Origin of the sequence: Methylobacterium sp. W2 (genome assembly GCF_020662345.1) — a bacterium.
Taxonomy (GTDB): Bacteria; Pseudomonadota; Alphaproteobacteria; order Rhizobiales; family Beijerinckiaceae; genus Methylobacterium.
In genome coordinates this window covers 1-16,086 of record NZ_VMOA01000061.1, presented here as the reverse complement: position 1 = coordinate 16,086, position 16,086 = coordinate 1, and the positions used below count along the sequence as shown (strand labels likewise).

Below are 16,086 nucleotides of genomic sequence, written 5' to 3'. Positions count from 1 at the left end.
GCTCGCTCCATCAGGCGTAGAAGCCGCCCGCGTCGGTGAAATCGAACTGGTAGGGGACCGCCAGGGAGAGGCTAAAATACATCCCCTCCTCGTTCCGATCGTCGATGACCGGTGAGGATGGCGCGAAGGTCTGGACGCCAGCGAACTTGCGGCCCCGGAACAGCTTGGCCAAATCGTCGGCGATCGCGAGGCCGGGCCCTACGTCGGCGCCGCGCTGGACGTTGAGGATGAGCCGGATCGCTCCGTCCTCGCGGTAGAGGGTGCCGGCCAGGTCCATCTGCGAGACGTTGGCGACCGGGTACTGGACCTGGACGAAGCTGCCGCCGTCCTCTGGTGTTTCACCCGTCAGGTTGATCCCGAGCACGGGCGTCTGGGACCAGCACGCGGCAAGGCGCGCCTCCACGGCGTCGACCACGGCTTTTTGTGGCATGAGGTCAGCGCCCTGGATCGATGTAGATGCACGGCTGGCGGGTCAGCCAGTCGCGGTGCTGGCTCTGACGCCCGCCTCGAACGTCCTTGGCCAGCTTCGCGGCGGAGGCGCTGTCCGCCCATTTGCCGACCGCACCGCCCGGAAACGATCGGAAGCTGAACCCGACGTAGGCGATGTTGCCGAACCGGCGCTTCGCCAGGGTCGCCACGGCCTCGTAGACACCGTCTGGAGCCTGCGGGCTCAGCCCTTTCTCGATCTTCCGAGTGTAGGGCTGCTCATTGAGGACGATGTACGACTCGGCCGGCGGGGGATTGAGCGGATCCATCTCGACGTTGTCAGCGAACCAGACGTGGCTTCGAGCGAACCGCTCCGTCTTGACCGGAGAGTGGATGATGAGTTGCTCGTCCACCCACTGGATGACGTCGATGAGGAGGTGGAACTCAAAGGTGATGATGCTGCTCGCGCGGACACCGCTGAGATCTGAGCGCTTGCCGCCGTCGATGAAGGTGTCGTGGTCCGGGACGTAGCCGAGAGCCTGGCGGTTGGTGCCCTGCGCGTCGAGAAGCGCCTCGCGAGCGGCCTCGGTCAGTTTCTGCGCCTGCGCCGCCGGCGAAAGCTCCTCGTCGATGAGCAGGGCGATGTCGCGGGCCAGCGGCTCGAGGCGAACCGACGTGCGCGCTGCCATCAGCCACGGAGCCAAAGGTTCACACGAACCAGAACGCCGTCGATCTCGACGGGCTCGACCGCTTGGATATTCCTGACCCGGCCTGACACCGTCAGCTTGTCGTTGACCTTGGGCAGGCCTGGGAAGGAGATGCTGGAGAGGCCGGTCGGCGAGAGGACGGCGGTGCTGTCGCCCTGCTGGATGCCACCGGCCAATTCATCGGGCTTGTAGCCCCTGAAGAAGACCCTCAGATCGCCAGAGAAGGCCGGGGACAGGCGCTTCAGGGTCACGGGCTGCCCATGGGCGGCAATCTGCCGATCCAGCATGGCGATGGCGCCAGAGGGCGTCACGCGAACAGCATCCTACGATACTGAGACAAGATCGCCTCGGCCTCGGGATGAGGAAGGGTGGCGCTCGCGCCTTGAACATAGAAGTCGCGACTGCCCACGCCTTCGACGTCCTCGGATTTGATCGTCACGTCCCGACCCGACATGGACGCCGCGACCCCCACAAGCTGGATGACTGCGCGCTCGATGTCGGCCGGCAGATCCTCGGCGAGGGCGGCAACGCCGTTGACCTCCTTCGGCTCACCCGGGAGCAGCCACCCGGCCTCGTACTCGATCGCCAGCCGCGAACCGCGCCAGCATGTGCGCTCGCCCGCCAGGGTCAGGAAAACTTCGCGCCCGCCGACGACCTCAAAGGCCTCCGGGGCGTAGGTGACGCCATCGACAAAGGCGCCGAGGATACGAACGATGGGCCCGCGGTCGAGGAGGATTCCACCATCATCCGTGCGGTAGCCGCAGAGATTGACCCGCTCGCGCACCTTCTCCCGACCGAAGACGCGCCGGCAGTAGGAGGCGGCCTGCTGCGAGGCTTGGTCGATCCAGCGCTCCAGCTGAGCATCTGCGGGGGAGCCGGCAGGCAGGCCGAGATCTCCGCGCGCGTTCGCAGCCGTGGTGAGGCGCTTCTGCGCAGCCGGAGTGAGGACGGTGACGCTCATCAGTTGCAGATCACTCTGATGGTCACGGGGGTGGACGGCGCAGGCTCAAACGGCCCGTCCGTCAAAAGCAGGGTGCCTTTCGAGCGCTTCACCGCGACGGTGGCGCCCGACAGGGTCTGAGCCGTCACACCGCCGACGATCATCTGATTGCCGGACCACGTGGGGATGATGTCGACGTCGGCCGCCGATGTGCACGGCGTCCAAGTGAACGTGGCTACTGGAGCTGTCAGGCTCGCGCTCGAGGTGGCGGTGTAGCGCTCGACGCGCTTCGGGGCGCCGGCGGGGCCAGTGGGCCCAACCGCACCCTGAGAACCGGTAGGACCGGCCGCGCCGGTATCGCCCTTCAGTCCCGAGGCTCCCGGCTGTCCCGGAGCGCCAGTGTCACCCTTAGGCCCTGCAATTCCAGCCGGTCCCTGCGGGCCTGTTCCCCCGGTGGCACCCGTGGGGCCAGCAGCACCCGCTGCGCCCGGAGAACCTGTGTTGCCTTGTGGTCCAGCATTGCCCGTGTTTCCCTTCGGACCGGCAACGCCTGACGGGCCCGGATCACCCTGCGGCCCAACAGCACCAGGATCGCCCTGGGGACCGGCCGGGCCGGTACGCTGAACGCCATCGCCCATCATAGGGCTGGCGGCGCGGAGGTTGCTCTCGGCCGGAGAGATCAGGCCGATGGACAGGCAGGCGAGAAGCCAGAGGACACGCATCAGCCGCCCCGCCCATATTGAAGTTCAGGGGCGCACTCGCCGGTCGGCGCGGCGGTAGCAATGATGGAGACGAACGTCGGCTGGCTCGTGCCCAGCGTCTCCGATGAGCGCGCTAGGAACCGGGTGCCAGTCGTGAGCGTCACGCTCTCCGACAGGCTCGCCACCTTCCGGATCCGGACATCGACGTTGCACGGGTTCACAAAGCGATAGGAGGTCGCGTCCGCCGGCTTCGCGAGGGTGAACTGCTTCGCCGTGGTCGTGATGCCGCTGAAGATGATGGGGTCGCCCGCGCCGGACCGAATGAACGGCATAGCAAGCGTGGGCACCGGGTCGCTGCGCACGGCCTCGTAGCCGTTGGACAGCTGACCCTGGGCTGCGACGGCGGTCGCAAGCAGTAGCCCCAACATCACGGTGCTGATCAGGCGCATGGCGTGCACTCAACCGGCCAGAGGGAAGGCGACGCGCTTCAGGGGCGCGTCAGGTACTCTTCGATGATGTGTTCGGCGGCAGCGGCGGTGCCGACCGGCTCGCCGGAGATACGCTGAGCCAGGGCGCGCTTCTGCGTATGGTGGAGCGAGCGCCAGTCATCCGGCACTGCGATCGTGGACTGCAGGCCGGGGCCCGCCTCCTCGGCCTCGAGCTCCTCCAACGTCAGTCCGCGCGCGGCGGCATAATGCTGCCGAAGGCCAAGCCGGGCCGCATCCTCATCGGCGACCGTATCGGCGCCAAGCTGGACTCCGGCGGGGTCGAATAGGAAGTAGCCCCCGCCTTCTGCCGGCTCGAAGCGATAATCGGCGAAGTTGATGAGCGCCGGCTCAGCGCCGGGGATCTGGCTCAGCGGGATCAGGACGGCCACCGGGGCCATCAGAGCAGCCCGCTCGTGGGCGAACGAGAGTAGCGCTGGCATGTTGGCGAATGGCTCCTGATTGAGCCGCACGCCGCCAGCGTCGAAAAGATCGAACCCGCCGACTTCCGTCACCTCCGTACGATACCCCGCCGGAAGAACCTCGGGCTCGGCGGAGATGGTCGTCGGGCGCATCTCTAGGCCAGCCGCAGCGACCTCATCCTCCGTCGCGAGCATGCACGTGCCTGCGGCGATGTTCGAAGTGGCGGCGGCGAACGGCATCTCGACGACGGTGTTGGCCATCCGGCCGATGAGCTGCTTCACGAACATAGGGTTGCTCCCAAGGGTCAGGCGACAGGGCAAAGCACCGGTGAGCCATTGGCCCACCGGAGGCGTCGCGGATCAGTCGATGATCGCGCTGGGGAGCGTGGCAGCCTGGTAGCGGTGCCCCTCCAGCATCGCGAGGATGCTGTTGAGGTTGGCCGCGTTCGACGCGCTCGTGGTGACGAAGACCGTCTTGTAGCCGCCGTTCACGTCGAGCTGGGCAGGGTCGATATGGAAGACGACCTGCTTGTTCTTCACGGCGGCACCGCTGGCGTAGGACACGCCGTCGGGCTGGCGAACGAGGGTGTCGCTCGCTGCGGTGTCGAGGTTCGCCCAGATCGGGATCGGCTTGTCGAAGGGCTTGGCACCGGTGCCGGCCACGTCCTGCGCCTGCATCAGCGTGAGCGTGACAGGCGCAGCGTTGCCCTGCGTGAGCGAGACCAGGATCGTGGCGAAGGTCGCGTTCTTGAGGCTGATGATGTCGGAAGACCGACCGGCCGCATCGGCGGCAGCGGGCAGAAGCTCGACGACCTTCACGGCCGTCGCAAAGTTGGACTTGGGCATCGCTATTCTCCCAGCGAAGGCAATGGATCGTGAGGGTGAGCCGGCGGGGCCTGAGCCCCGCCGACGGGTAGGGCCGCTTAGGCGCGGTTACCGAGCGTGACGAAGGGAGACTGCGTGGTGGTGCCGCGGTACGGCGTCATCGGCTGCTGCCACACAGGCATGCCGTTGAACCGATAGACGAAGCGGAAGCAGGTCTCGTCGTAGATGAAGCGGACGTGGATCGAGGAGGCCTTCTGGATCGGCCCCTTGTCGATCGCGAGGTACTGCGTCAGGTCGACGAGCTGGATGTCGCCGGCCGTGCCGAGAGTTGCCGCGTATTCGAGCGGAATCACCGGGCGACCCATCAGCGTGCCGTACTCGTTCCCGTTCGTACCGGGCGGGACGTAGGTCACCTGCGGGAAGGCAAGGCCGCCGACGTTCTCCGTGCCAGCCACGTTCTTGACCAGCAGCATGAGCTGGAAAAGCTGGACCTCGACGTCTTGGTTGACGATCCAGACCGCGTTCTTGCGCGAGGCCGCGGGCATGCGAGCCCACATCTTGAGGATGTTCTGCGCGACGATGGTGTTGGCGCCCTGACCGACCTCCTTCGGGACGACGATGGTGGCGCCGCTGTTGAGGTAGCCCAGCGGCATGCCGGCACCGGTGCCGTTCATGATCGCGTCCTCGATGCGGAACACGAACTCCTCCTCGAACGCCTGGTCGATCCAGGCTGCGAGGGCGGTGGTGTCCTGCAGCAGTTCGTCGGTCGCGTAGCAGAGGCCGACGAGCTTGGTCAGCTCCATGCTGATGCGCTTGAACTTTGGACGACTCTCGCGCTTCAGTCCGGCCTCTTCGGTCCAGAAAGCCTGGACGCCGCCCCAGCGTGAGCCGTTGGCGCGGCTGGTTTCGTCGACGCCGTTGGCGCGGATGCCGTTGGAGTTCGGGCCGATCGGGATCTTGCGCACGCGAGAGGCGAGCTGGCCGCCCTCGAAGGTCGCCTTGATCAAGTCGTTGGCGAAGTCGGACTGGACGAGCCAGCCACCGTCCGCTGCGATGCCCTCGGACATGCCAGTCGGGCCGGCCGACATATCGCCGAACGACTGTAGGCGTGGATCCACTTGGCCGCCCGGGCGACCAGCGACCATGATTGCGCGCATCTGCTCGCCGAGGGACGAGAAGCCGGCGCCCTGTTGGCGGTCGCCAGCGCTACGGCGGTCCGCCGCCTCATTCTCGTCTGCAGAGCCGCCGATTGCGCGCTGACGCTCCATGTGCCGCTCTACGCGGCCGATATCGCTGTCGAGGGCAGCGAGCTCGGTCTCGATGGCGTCCACGCGCGACGATTCATCCGCAGACAGGCCTCGGGCCTCATTTGCCGCGAGGTCGAAGGCGCTCTGCGCTTCCTTGTGGAGGTCAGCGCGCTTCTGGCGAAGTGCTTTGATGGACATGATCAGGTTTTCCTTGAACTCGCCGGGCGATCATGGGCGCGGATAGTCTGCCCACGGCCCGGCGGCTCGTGGGGCGCATCTCGGAAAGGGGTGCCGCTCAGCCGAAGCGAGAGCGGAAGGCGTGGCGCCGGCGGCGGAACGCATCGCGCTCGTCGGCAGCCTGGCGTGCCGCGTTGGCGGCAGCGTCTTCGATGGGGGCTGGCGGCTCATCGGCTGCCGGGGGAGCATCCTCCGGAGCAGGCGTTTCGGCGCCGTCGGCGCCATCCTGTTCATCCGAGCCGGCTTCGACACGGAGGGCATCTGTGCCGGCGTCGGCACGTGCTCCAGACGGCGGCACCTTCATGCGAGAGACGCGGCGCAGCGTGTCTTCCATGGTGGCGATGCGATCGACCATGCCAAGCTTCAGCGCGCTTCCCGCAAGCTCGACACCGCCTTTGCCGAAGCCGGCCTCGACATCGGCGGCCTTCACGCCGCGACCGCGAGCGACGCTACTAGCGAACTGTCCGTAGACGGTCTTCACGTCGGCCATGGCTTTGTCGGAGAACTCTGCCGAGGGTGGCGCGAACTGATTGCCGTCAACCTTCTGCGGGGGGTAGGCGAAGAAGGTCACCTTCATGCCGGCCTTCTCTGCGGCGGCCGACATGTCGCGGTGCGAGCCGTAGACGCCGATTGAGCCCACCTGCCCGCTCGGCGTCACGACCACCTCATCAGCCTGCGCCGCGATCCAGTAGGCGGCCGACGCCGCGGTGCTGTTCACCTGCGCGATGATCGGCTTCCGCCCGCGCGCGGCGAAAATCTTGTCGGCCAGCTCTTGAACGCCCGCCACGCCGCCACCCGGAGAATCGATGTGGAACACGACGGCCTTCACTGCCGGGTCGTCCATGGCCGCATCGAAGCTCTGTCCGACGCGGGCCGTCGAAGTCCCGCCCGGACCGCTGATGTTGTCGACTTGGCTGGCATGATGCGCGACGACGCCCATCACATTGATGACCGCGACCAGACTTCCCGGCTCAGCGTCGCCGGCCACGCGAGAAGACCCGCCGCGGGCGGCGTAGATGCGGCCCGAGCTGCTGACCTCGAACATCGCAGTCATGCCGTTCGGCACATCGACGCCCGCGATCAGCAGCCCGTCGGCGAGCTGCGAATGTCGCCCGGCCCGCTCCTTCACCTGCTCAGGCGTGATGACGATGCCCTCGGCACGGTTCTCGATCATCTCAACCATGAGCGAGTGCCAGACCGGGTCCATGGCCCAGACCTGAGACATCAGGGCCGAACGGAGGTGTGGGAAGCGGCTCGTCATTCGTCGGGCTCCTCTTCCTGCGTGGCGGGTGCGTCGGCCTCCTCAAGGGGAGGACCGCCGTTGTGGCCAAGCAGGGCAGCGCTGTTCGGCTCTCCGCCGCCGTTGCCTGGCAGCTTGTCCGAGGTGGCGCCCGTATTGGGCTGCAGGGGTTCGTCGAGGCCGGGCAGCGGGTTGTAGCCGAGGGCGACGCGGGCCTCGTTCCGGGTCAAGACGCCGTTGAGGACGAGGCGGCTGAAAAACTCAGCCTGGGCTTTTGAATCGCCCCGGATCAGATCCTCAATATCGAACCGCGCCTCATAGAGCCGCGGAGCGAGGATGAGGTCGCGCCGGATTGCCTGCGTCCAGCAATCGAGCCACGGCTTCAGATTGTTTCTCACGAAGGCCAGCATGATGGCCTCGACGCCTGATCCCCAGGACGTCGTCTTCGTCACGTGATGCACCAGCACAGGCGGCACATCGAGCCAGCGGCACACCTCTTCGATCTGATGCTGGCGCGTCGCGAGGAACTGTGCGTCCTCAGCCGTCAAGCTGATCGCTTTGAACTCAGCGCCATCCTCGAGGATGGGTGTGCCGCCGGCGTTTGAGAGGCCGTTATACGTCCGGCGCCAATCCTCCTTGAAGCGCTTGAACGCCTCGTCGCTCCATCCCTTCGGCACGGTGATGACGCCGGAAGGCCGCGCTCCATTCGAGAAGAGCCGAGCGCCATGCTCCTCTGTCGCGAGGGCGAGGCCAACCGTTTGCCGGGCGTGGGCAATCGGACCGATGCCCACTAAGCCGGGGGCGAACGCGGTCCGAAGGTGAAGCACCTCGTCTTGAAGCAGGCGCCGAGACCTGCCGTTTTCTTCGGAGACCGTGTAGCGCAACGTCTGGTCGGGAAGGCGATCGACCGTCACGCGATCCGGATGGATGGGCTCAAGGCGATCCGCGAACCCTCGGGGGCCCGATATGATCTCGGCGTACGCGTTCCCGCGCATCACCAAGTGCATCATGAGCATGGCTCGGAAATCCCAAGCCGTCTGCCACCTGTTCGGCTGGTACTCCAGCAGGTCGTTCAGCGGATGCTCGGGAGCCTCATAGCTTTTCCCGGTCGCCGGATCCTTCCGGTACATCCGCAGGGGTAGCGAAGCCAGGGTCTTCGCCAGAAGGTGCGTGCCTGCGTAGAAGGCCGAAAACTGCAGGGCGATGTCCGGCGTCACGCGCCTTCCAGTGAAGGTGGCCGAGCCGCCAGCCTCGCCATACCACCGATCGTCGTCAGGCTCCCAAGATGCAACGTCGCGCTCGGCGGCGGCATTCATCCCGCCTCCGAGCATCGCAGAGAACAGGCCTCTCATCACCCGTTCCCACGGAGCGTCCCGACGACCGCGAGCCCAACCAGCACGCCGCCGCCAACCATGAACCCAGCCGGTTGATAGTGAAGCCACGCGCCATAGCCGGCGAGGCCTGCACCCAGAGCCCCGATGACCTCACGGAAGATCTGCGTCGAGATGGTGATGGGCTGAGCGGCGGGCCGCTCGTCGGATGGCTGCATGCCGCCTCCTCAGGCGACCCGCAGGCCGCGATCTTCGTAGACGGAGCGCGTATTCACGGGCTCGGGGTTCAGCGACATCGGCACCACCGCGTCGAACAACGACATCACAGGGTCGATCTTCGCGTCGCCGGCATTCTGCTTCGTCGCCCGAATGGCGGTGGCGGTCGGCTCAATTTTCAGGTTGCCCACGGCCCAGGACATCAGGGTCGACCCGGAGTGGCGCAGCGTGCCGTTCGCGAGCTTTCGCTCTGCGGTCTTGATGGCGTTCATCATGCCGTAGCCCTGGGGCACGCCGACGAGGAGCTTCGCTTCCTGCGTCACCCCGATCTCGGCCATGGCCTCAATGAACTCGCCGAGGCCGGCCGGATCGACGCCCACACAGGCGAGAAGCCCGCGCTCTTTCACGTCCGACACGATCTCCACGATGGCGGAGATGTCGCCGAGCTCGTCGTCGACGATGGTCAGCTCGCCGGCCGCTTTGAAGCCCTGCAGCTTCGTCGCGATCGACTTGCGCCGCGTCAGCACCCCGACGTGGCACCAGGCGTGGGTCCAGGCGAGCCAATCGCGCGTCCCCTTCTCCCTGCCCAGCACCGTTAGCCCGAACAGATCGTCGAGGCCGCCGCCGTCGATCCCGACCGTGACCACCTCGCACCGGTCTAAGAGGGCTCGCAGGCCGGCCCGCGCATCCTCCGGCAAGCATCGCAGAGCCGCGTCGGCGCGCTGCTCCCAGAATTCGGAACCGGTCCAGCGGTTGGCCCGCAGGTTCATACCGATTTCGACGTTCAGGTGTTTGGCGAGGAAGGTCCGGCGGGTGTCCTCGCCCTTGTCCTCTTCCTTGCGGAGCTCGTCCTCCAGCCATTCCCGGCTCACGGACCGGTCGATGTTGGGGTTGGTGATGTAGAAGTTGTCGGGCTCGAGGTAGGCTTTCGCCTCCACCATCGTCCTTGGAAATTCGTAGAGCAGGCCGAAGCTCTTCGGATCCTTGACCTTGCCGTCCCGCACGTTGCGGAAATAGTCCAGCTTCGCCTTGAACACCCCGGCCGGCGGCTCGTCGCTCTGCGTCGAGAGCGAGATGACGAACCCCTCGGGCCGCGAGACCAGGCCGCCGGTGGCCTCTCTCAGCATGGCGTCCGCCTTCGGCCGCTTGCCGAAGATCCAGAGCTCGTCGATCAGGATGCGGCCGGCCTTCTTGCCCGACACCGTGTCCGTATCTGCCGCGACCACCTTCAGCGCCGCCCGGGTGCTGAGATGCGTGATGGTCTTCAGATGGTCCTGGACGTGGAGGAAGCCGCCCTCCCCCTGCGCCGCGTCGAGCTCTGGGTCCGCGCGCACCATCGCGGCGGCCGGCTTGTAGCTGTTCTGCGCGACCTCGATCGTCGGCGCGAGGATCAGCACCTCTTCCTCATGCCGCCAGTTGATGATGAGCGCCGTGAGCATGATGCCGGCGCCGATGGTCGACTTGGTGTTCTTTTTCGAGATGAGGAGGAAGAACTCCCGGATCAGCTGCTGCCCGGTTTCATCGTCGTAGGCGCCGAAGATGGCAGCCACGAAATCGAACACCCAGGGCTCGCTCACCTCACCGAATGTCGGCTTGCCGGGTAGGTCGACGACACGAAGCGCCTTGAAGACCGCCAAGGCATCGGCCGCCGCCCCGGGGAACAGCGGCTTGAACGGGATCAGCGATCGACCAGCGACGATGCGCTTCTCCCAGTCGGGGCATGCGGTCGTCCACTCGGGGCGTTCGGTCATGGGTTGCTGGCGACCAGACGCGGACCGTTGCGCTGTGCGAACTTCCCGCCGCCTGACGTGGATTCATCTGCGCCGGCCTGGCGCTGCTTCTTCTTGCCGTCGGGCACATTGCCCTCGGCCAGCGTCTTCGCAGCCAGCGCGAGGTTCTTCAGCGTGCCCGCCCGGGTGGACAGGCTCACCGCCTTGAGCATTGCCTCGCGCCGCGGGCCGTCGTTCTTGCCCTTCGTGTCCGCGAGGATCTGCTCCTCCATCTCATCGATGTAGGAGGTGGTCACCTCGAGCTCGTCCATCATGCGGACGACGAGATCGCGGCCCCGATCGAGGATGGCCTCAGGCCTCACGGGCTCGGCGCTTTCCTTCGTCCGGATCCGCTCGACAATCGGGGCAACGGCGTCCGCCAGTGGCTGCGGATCCTGCGGAGTTGGCTGCGGAGCACTCGCGCCGGGGCGAACCCATTCGCCAGCCTTCGCACGCAGCCGGATCGCCTTCTCATCACACCCGTACCAGCGGGATAACTCTCTGACGGACAACTCAGTTTTGCGATAGTCGCGCTCGACACCAGTCCAGTCGATAGGTTTTTTTGCCTTTCCCATGACTGCTATGTCCGCACTACTCCGCACCAACCAAAACGACCCACCAGGAAAAAATCTGCGAATGCGATCCCATGCGGTAGCCGGCCCTTAGACCGGAGGACTTTCGACCCCCCCCTCCCTGCCGAGGGATGGGCTAGGGTCAGCCAGGATCGCCAAGGGAAGGCATCGCGCGTCGCGCCTAGGCCTGTGTCGTTCCCATGCGCCGCGCCCGCTCAGCGGCGGTCTTGCGCCCGTGGTGAGGGGGGCAGAGCGCCTGCCCATTGCGTGGGTCCAGCGGGTCGCCGCCATCACGTCTCTCGACGATGTGGTCAGCGTAGAGCCGGACGCCAGCTCGCCTACCGTGCGCCGTGCATCCAGGCCATTGGCACTTCCACCCTGCCCGCTTCAGCACCTCTTGGCGCCAAGCTGCGTGCTCGGGTGTCAGTAGCTCAGCGTCGGCTACCTTCGGTGCCGGGATGGCCGTGCGGGTGTCTAGGGTTCCGAGGCGAGGCCTGAGGGTGGTGAGGCGGGCCATCGTCAGCCTATCGATCTTGACGGAGGCAGGTCTTGCTGGTCGGTTGAGGGTCCGGCGCATCTCGCGTCATAGTCGCATCATAGCGACCACCCAGGGAGCGTCCCGTGACGACTGATGCCTTCTACAACCGCGTAGGCGCCGAGCGCATAGACGACCGTCAAGTCGCCGAAGTCATCGGCATCGCTCACGGCATCATCGCCGATGGCACCGTCTCTCAAGCGGAGGTCGAGTACCTTCAGAAGTGGCTTGAGGCCCGCGTTCACATCACGGCAAACCCTATCGTCCGCCTACTTCGTGACCGCGTGAATGATGTACTGGCCGACGGCATCGTCGATGAGGATGAGGCCAAAGACCTGATGTCGACGCTATCAGCGTTCGCTGGCGGCGACTTTGAGAAGGGCGAACTGACCAAATCGACCAGCCTTCCGTTCTGCAGCCCATTCCCTTCGATGGTCTTCCACGAATCGCCCATCTGCTTTACGGGCACCTTCGCTTTCGGTCAGCGGAAGCATTGTGAGGAGGCGGCGCTGGCGCTCGGTGCAGTGCCGGGTAGCCTGACGGCAGCAACCCGCTATCTCGTGGTCGGCGCGTATGCGACGGAAAGCTGGAAGCAGTCCTCGTTTGGGCGAAAGATAGAGAAAGCCGTCGACCTGCGAACCAAGGGAAAGCCAATCAACATCGTTGGCGAAGCGCACTGGGTTGAACAGATGAATGGCCGATGATGGTTGCGGCGCTCGGATTCGAACCGAGGACCTCCAGGTTATGAGCCTGGCGCGCTACCGGACTGCGCTACGCCACGTCGAGAGGTGATTTTGGGACAACAACCCCGGCGCCTCGCCTCAAGGACGTGGGCCGGGTCACCGAAAAGGCCAGACTGCGCGCCGCGCTATCGCCGTTGACGGGATATCCTGTCCGCTACAATGTCGCGCGCGCGCGCGAAGTCAAGCTGCCTCTACTGCCTTCTGCTGCAATTCCACAGGCGTAGAGCGTCCGAATATGCTGACGGCGACCTTTACCCGCCCGGTTCGCTCGTCGACTTCCTCCACGGTGCCGTTGAACGACGCGAATGGCCCGTCGGTCACTCTCACGGCTTGGCCGATGGCGTAGAGGAACCCACAGGCCTCGTCCTTATCGCCGCCGTGGCCGGTAATGCTGTCCGCGAAGTTCTGGAGGTCGTTTGGGGCGATGACCATGTGGCCGCCGCCAGGACGCTCGACGATGCCGCTGCGGCGGTAGCCGGTCGCATCGTCGTAGACGCCGGGGTGGCTCTCCACGTGCTTCAGCTCATGCCAGTCCTGGACGCCGATGAAGAGCAGGCGGCGCAGCACGGGCACCAGCGCCACCCTCACCTTGCCGATCTCCGAGACCAGCCGCACCGCCTCGCGTGCCTCGAACACGGGTGTGCCGGATTCCCGGATCTGTTCGGCCGCACGATTGGCCCAGCGCGGCAAAGCGCGGATGACGTACCAGGACCGGTCGTGACCCACCTCGAAGCGCTCCATCGGCTCGCGTGCCGCCGTGTGCGCGCCGGCGCGGACCGTCTGCATGTTGACGGCCGTCGACCGCTTGACCGCCTTCATCTGCTTCTCCCGCTGCCGCTGGCGGCGTTGGGCTCGGCGCTGCTTGTTCGTCATGATGTCGATCCTCGATACGCTACGAGAGGATGGGGGACTGGTGACTGCGCAGATCAGTAGGCCTTGCCGCCCGCTGCCTGCCGGGCCTCGAGCTTGTGGTCTGGCCGGACGGCGTTGAACGCCATCTTTTCGGCAACGGCGCCGCCGAGGTCGAAGCCCAGGCGTCCGGCAAGATCGGCGATGCGGATCATGGCGTCTGCGAGCTCCACCTCCATCATCGGCCGATGCGGAAGCTTGTCGTCCATGAGGCTCTTGCGATGGCCTTCCATGGCCTCGCTGACTTCGCTCACGATGAGCATGAGCTTCTGAGCGACGATCGCCGGGGTGAGCTCGTAAAGCTCGCCGGTCTTCGTATCGTGCCACCAGCCGGCCGCGCGGCTCGCGCCATGAGCGGCAGCAACCAAGGTGGTAACCGAAAGCGCCACGCACCCGATTGCCTGTTCGCTATGTCCCATTGCTTGATTCCTTTCGCGTCTTGGATCCGATGAGGGTGGCTCAGGCGACAGCCCGAGCCACCGCGATCGATCTGCTCTGGTGACGGCTCGGCGCCTGCTCTGCGCCGATGACGGTCACCACGCTCTCGCCGGTGGGGGAGAGGATGAAGGCCGCCCTGCCGGGGACGTGGCGCCCGTCATGGGCATCCAAGGCATCGCGCAGGTCGTCCAGCATCAGCCGGCGCCAGGATTCGATGTCGACCCCATGAACGCGCTCCATCCAGCGAAGGAGAGCGTGGTCGGTGATGTGCGGAGATGGGAGCATGCGCCCGGCCTCAATGCAGCGGCCGGCTGAGGATCTCGGCGAGGCGCACGAGGCCCTTCGCCGTCACCAGCGCCCGCGTTGAGACCCGTTCCCGCTTCTGGCTGTCGAGATACAGGTGGTCGTCGTGCTCCATGTAGCCCGTACGGCGCTTGTCATCGTAGGCGAGCCAGTTCTTGTTGCCCGTCCGCTTGAAGATCCATCGCTCGGCCTGCATCCGGGCGATCAGAGCATCGCGGCCTACGCCCAAGGTCTTCGCCGCATCGGTGAGGCACATGGAACCTTCGGCGCCTTCCAGCCGCTCCAGCGCTTTCACCTGCGTGCCTTGTGCGGCGATGATTTGATCCTTCTCCTCGACTTGCTTCTGCAGGTGTCCGAACACCGCGAGCATCACCTTCGGGTCCGAGGGGTCCAGGACCGGCCGAGAGGCGGCACCTGCGCTCTCGAGCTCCATCCAGCGATCGATGATAGAGGCGCGCAGGGCCACGCTGTAGCCCGATACCAGCGTAAGGCACTCTCGCTTTGGCAGGCTGAAGCATGGGCGGCTCTCGCCTTTCGCATCCCGGTAGACCGACGCAAAACTGCGTTCGTTCGCGCCGAGCTGGTCAAGCATGCTGCGCACGTCGCGCATCACGTCCGCATGCCGCTTGCCGGTGCGCTCGGCGATCTCCTGACTGGACATCGTCAATGGCACTCCTCCACCTGTCGCGGCGAGGCTCAGTTCGGTGTTATTGCTCGGTCCGGTCATCTCGAAACCCTCAGTTTCGTGGTGGTCGCTGGTCCCTCGCTGAAACGAGGGGTCGGAGAAGGCGGCGGGGCTTGGTGCTTGCCGGCTTGGGCCCCGCCGCCGGTAGTCGTTTCACTCTGGGGAAATCGCCCGCGTCTGCAAACCAATGCGAGGGCTTGTCCCCACAGGCGATGGTTCGAATGTTCCACTCCCGTTCTTATGCAGGCGCAGTAATTGCAGGCGGGGGCTCCGATGCAGCCAGCATCGCGATGCGCGCCTTGCGCTCGGCCTCCGCTGCCTGGAACCGGCGGACATAGGCCAGTTGCTCAATCCGGCCGGCCGTGGCGCTGGCCTCGCTGAGCTCCGCGTCCAATTTGGCGCCCGCGTCAGCGATGCCCTTGACGAGATCGGCGGCGGCGGCGGCGCAGGCCTCGCGCTCTTCGTCCGTCGGTCCTGGCTGCGGCTCGGCCGCCGGCAGGGCGCACAGCACGACTTCGACGTCCCGACGCTCGACGCGGAGCAGAGCCATGATGTCATCGGCCGCACCCCGGAACTCAGGCGGCGTCGGCGGGAAGCGGTAGTCCACTCCCTTGATCTTCTTCTGGTTCCAGGCCTTGCAGGTGCGGGAGACCACCTCGATCGGTAGGTCCTCCATTGCCTCGACGAAGTTCTCCAGCATCATCGCCGCGCTCTCGTCGTCGAGAGATTTGAGCTGCGAGAATCCGCCGAGGAAGACGTGCATCCGGTCGTCGATCTCGCGACGAGTGCCGGGGCGCAGCAACTGATGCAGTTCGGCCCGGTACGGCTCCAGCCACGCGCGCTCATCAGCCGTAGGCGCGCCGTGCTGCGAGATCGAGTATTTGCCCGGGGCCGTCGCCGTAGCCGCCTCGCGCATCGCCGTCAGGCGATCCCGCTGTTCGCGGGTCAGAGGGACGAACGGTGCGATCCGTGTGACGCTCGGTAGCGTGGTCATGGGCGTCCTCCGACTGACGTGCTGCGCGTTTCTGGGCTGCTAGGTGGCCGAAGCCGTTACCGCGTTCGGTCGTCGGCGATGCGCGGGCCGGGGCCTGCCGCCGGTTCGTCTCTCGGAGGCGGTTCCTGAGGGTCGCGACCCAATCGAGCTTGGTGCCGCGGACGCCGGGCACGCCGACCCAGAAATCGTGAAACTCGGCCAGCGCCTCGTCGATCGCCCGACCGGTGAGGCCGAACTCCTCGCAGGCCTTCCGAGCCTCGGGCCTCGTGCCGAAGTCGACCGGCAACCGCGTCCCCCTGACCCGAGCCCCCTGGGGGGCAGAGGAAGCGTCAGCTTCCGAGGGGGAATCCGGGGTGGTGGC

Annotated in this window: 22 protein-coding genes and 1 tRNA gene; 1 reads left to right on the top strand and 22 read right to left on the bottom strand. The window is 66.1% G+C overall.

The features are described from left to right. Positions 1-10: 10 nt before the first annotated feature. From FPV16_RS23805 to FPV16_RS23730, 16 genes are all read right to left on the bottom strand, one after another. The gene (locus FPV16_RS23805) at positions 11-430 is read right to left on the bottom strand and encodes a phage tail terminator-like protein (RefSeq protein WP_227441009.1); all 420 of its coding nucleotides are present in this window, start codon (positions 428-430) and stop codon (positions 11-13) included. Between the two features lie 4 nt (positions 431-434). Continuing rightward, positions 435-1,115, bottom strand: a complete 681-nt coding sequence (locus FPV16_RS23800; RefSeq protein ID WP_227441008.1) for a hypothetical protein — start codon at positions 1,113-1,115, stop codon at positions 435-437. Further along, positions 1,115-1,444 carry a hypothetical protein gene (locus tag FPV16_RS23795; protein WP_227441007.1) on the bottom strand — a complete coding sequence of 110 codons (330 nt, stop codon included), beginning with the start codon at positions 1,442-1,444 and terminating at the stop codon, positions 1,115-1,117. Before FPV16_RS23795 ends, FPV16_RS23800 begins: the two co-directional genes overlap by 1 nt. After that, a complete protein-coding gene (locus tag FPV16_RS23790; protein ID WP_227441006.1) occupies positions 1,441-2,094 on the bottom strand; it encodes a hypothetical protein in 654 nt (217 codons plus the stop codon). The genes FPV16_RS23795 and FPV16_RS23790 overlap by 4 nt, the downstream gene beginning before the upstream one ends. Beyond that, positions 2,094-2,237 carry a hypothetical protein gene (locus FPV16_RS23785; RefSeq protein ID WP_227441005.1) on the bottom strand — a complete coding sequence of 48 codons (144 nt, stop codon included), beginning with the start codon at positions 2,235-2,237 and terminating at the stop codon, positions 2,094-2,096. The genes FPV16_RS23790 and FPV16_RS23785 overlap by 1 nt, the downstream gene beginning before the upstream one ends. Before the next feature lie 200 nt (positions 2,238-2,437). Further along, positions 2,438-2,704 carry a hypothetical protein gene (locus tag FPV16_RS23780; protein WP_227441004.1) on the bottom strand — a complete coding sequence of 89 codons (267 nt, stop codon included), beginning with the start codon at positions 2,702-2,704 and terminating at the stop codon, positions 2,438-2,440. A gap of 90 nt (positions 2,705-2,794) precedes the next feature. Further along, entirely contained in the window at positions 2,795-3,223 is a 429-nt protein-coding gene (locus FPV16_RS23775) for a hypothetical protein (RefSeq protein ID WP_227441003.1), read from the bottom strand. A gap of 38 nt (positions 3,224-3,261) precedes the next feature. Continuing rightward, the gene (locus tag FPV16_RS23770) at positions 3,262-3,969 is read right to left on the bottom strand and encodes a hypothetical protein (protein ID WP_227441002.1); all 708 of its coding nucleotides are present in this window, start codon (positions 3,967-3,969) and stop codon (positions 3,262-3,264) included. Positions 3,970-4,041: 72 nt separating this feature from the next. Continuing rightward, on the bottom strand, positions 4,042-4,527 hold the full coding sequence (locus tag FPV16_RS23765; protein ID WP_227441001.1) for a hypothetical protein: 486 nt from the start codon (positions 4,525-4,527) through the stop codon (positions 4,042-4,044). Between the two features lie 77 nt (positions 4,528-4,604). Beyond that, complete coding sequence (locus FPV16_RS23760; protein ID WP_227441000.1) at positions 4,605-5,951, bottom strand: phage major capsid protein; 1,347 nt, start codon at positions 5,949-5,951, stop codon at positions 4,605-4,607. Positions 5,952-6,048: 97 nt separating this feature from the next. Further along, positions 6,049-7,251, bottom strand: coding sequence for a S49 family peptidase (locus FPV16_RS23755; protein ID WP_227440999.1), 1,203 nt, complete (start codon positions 7,249-7,251; stop codon positions 6,049-6,051). Further along, the gene (locus tag FPV16_RS23750; protein ID WP_227440998.1) at positions 7,248-8,546 is read right to left on the bottom strand and encodes a phage portal protein; all 1,299 of its coding nucleotides are present in this window, start codon (positions 8,544-8,546) and stop codon (positions 7,248-7,250) included. The genes FPV16_RS23755 and FPV16_RS23750 overlap by 4 nt, the downstream gene beginning before the upstream one ends. Before the next feature lie 35 nt (positions 8,547-8,581). Beyond that, positions 8,582-8,779, bottom strand: coding sequence for a hypothetical protein (locus tag FPV16_RS23745; RefSeq protein WP_227440997.1), 198 nt, complete (start codon positions 8,777-8,779; stop codon positions 8,582-8,584). 9 nt (positions 8,780-8,788) lie between these two features. Continuing rightward, entirely contained in the window at positions 8,789-10,528 is a 1,740-nt protein-coding gene (locus FPV16_RS23740; RefSeq protein WP_227440996.1) for a terminase large subunit, read from the bottom strand. Continuing rightward, entirely contained in the window at positions 10,525-11,121 is a 597-nt protein-coding gene (locus FPV16_RS23735) for a hypothetical protein (RefSeq protein ID WP_227440995.1), read from the bottom strand. The genes FPV16_RS23740 and FPV16_RS23735 overlap by 4 nt, the downstream gene beginning before the upstream one ends. Positions 11,122-11,299: 178 nt before the next feature. Next, positions 11,300-11,635 (bottom strand): HNH endonuclease signature motif containing protein, encoded by a 336-nt coding sequence (locus tag FPV16_RS23730; RefSeq protein WP_227440994.1) that lies wholly within the window; start codon positions 11,633-11,635, stop codon positions 11,300-11,302. Between the two features lie 104 nt (positions 11,636-11,739). Here FPV16_RS23730 and FPV16_RS23725 point away from each other — a divergent pair, with 104 nt between their 5' ends. After that, on the top strand, positions 11,740-12,357 hold the full coding sequence (locus tag FPV16_RS23725; RefSeq protein WP_227440993.1) for a BRCT domain-containing protein: 618 nt from the start codon (positions 11,740-11,742) through the stop codon (positions 12,355-12,357). Here the strand turns inward: FPV16_RS23725 and FPV16_RS23720 are convergent. The 6 genes from FPV16_RS23720 to FPV16_RS23695 all read right to left on the bottom strand — a co-directional run bounded on the left by FPV16_RS23720 (position 12,358) and on the right by FPV16_RS23695 (position 15,725). After that, a tRNA-Met gene (locus FPV16_RS23720) sits at positions 12,358-12,434 on the bottom strand. A gap of 142 nt (positions 12,435-12,576) precedes the next feature. Continuing rightward, entirely contained in the window at positions 12,577-13,269 is a 693-nt protein-coding gene (gene nusG, locus FPV16_RS23715; protein ID WP_227440992.1) for a transcription termination/antitermination protein NusG, read from the bottom strand. Positions 13,270-13,322: 53 nt separating this feature from the next. Beyond that, the gene (locus FPV16_RS23710; RefSeq protein WP_227440991.1) at positions 13,323-13,694 is read right to left on the bottom strand and encodes a hypothetical protein; all 372 of its coding nucleotides are present in this window, start codon (positions 13,692-13,694) and stop codon (positions 13,323-13,325) included. A gap of 70 nt (positions 13,695-13,764) precedes the next feature. Then, on the bottom strand, positions 13,765-14,028 hold the full coding sequence (locus FPV16_RS23705) for a hypothetical protein (protein ID WP_227440990.1): 264 nt from the start codon (positions 14,026-14,028) through the stop codon (positions 13,765-13,767). Between the two features lie 10 nt (positions 14,029-14,038). Next, a complete protein-coding gene (locus FPV16_RS23700; protein ID WP_227440989.1) occupies positions 14,039-14,707 on the bottom strand; it encodes a phage antirepressor KilAC domain-containing protein in 669 nt (222 codons plus the stop codon). A gap of 262 nt (positions 14,708-14,969) precedes the next feature. Beyond that, entirely contained in the window at positions 14,970-15,725 is a 756-nt protein-coding gene (locus FPV16_RS23695; protein ID WP_227440988.1) for a hypothetical protein, read from the bottom strand. Positions 15,726-16,086 lie beyond the last annotated feature (361 nt).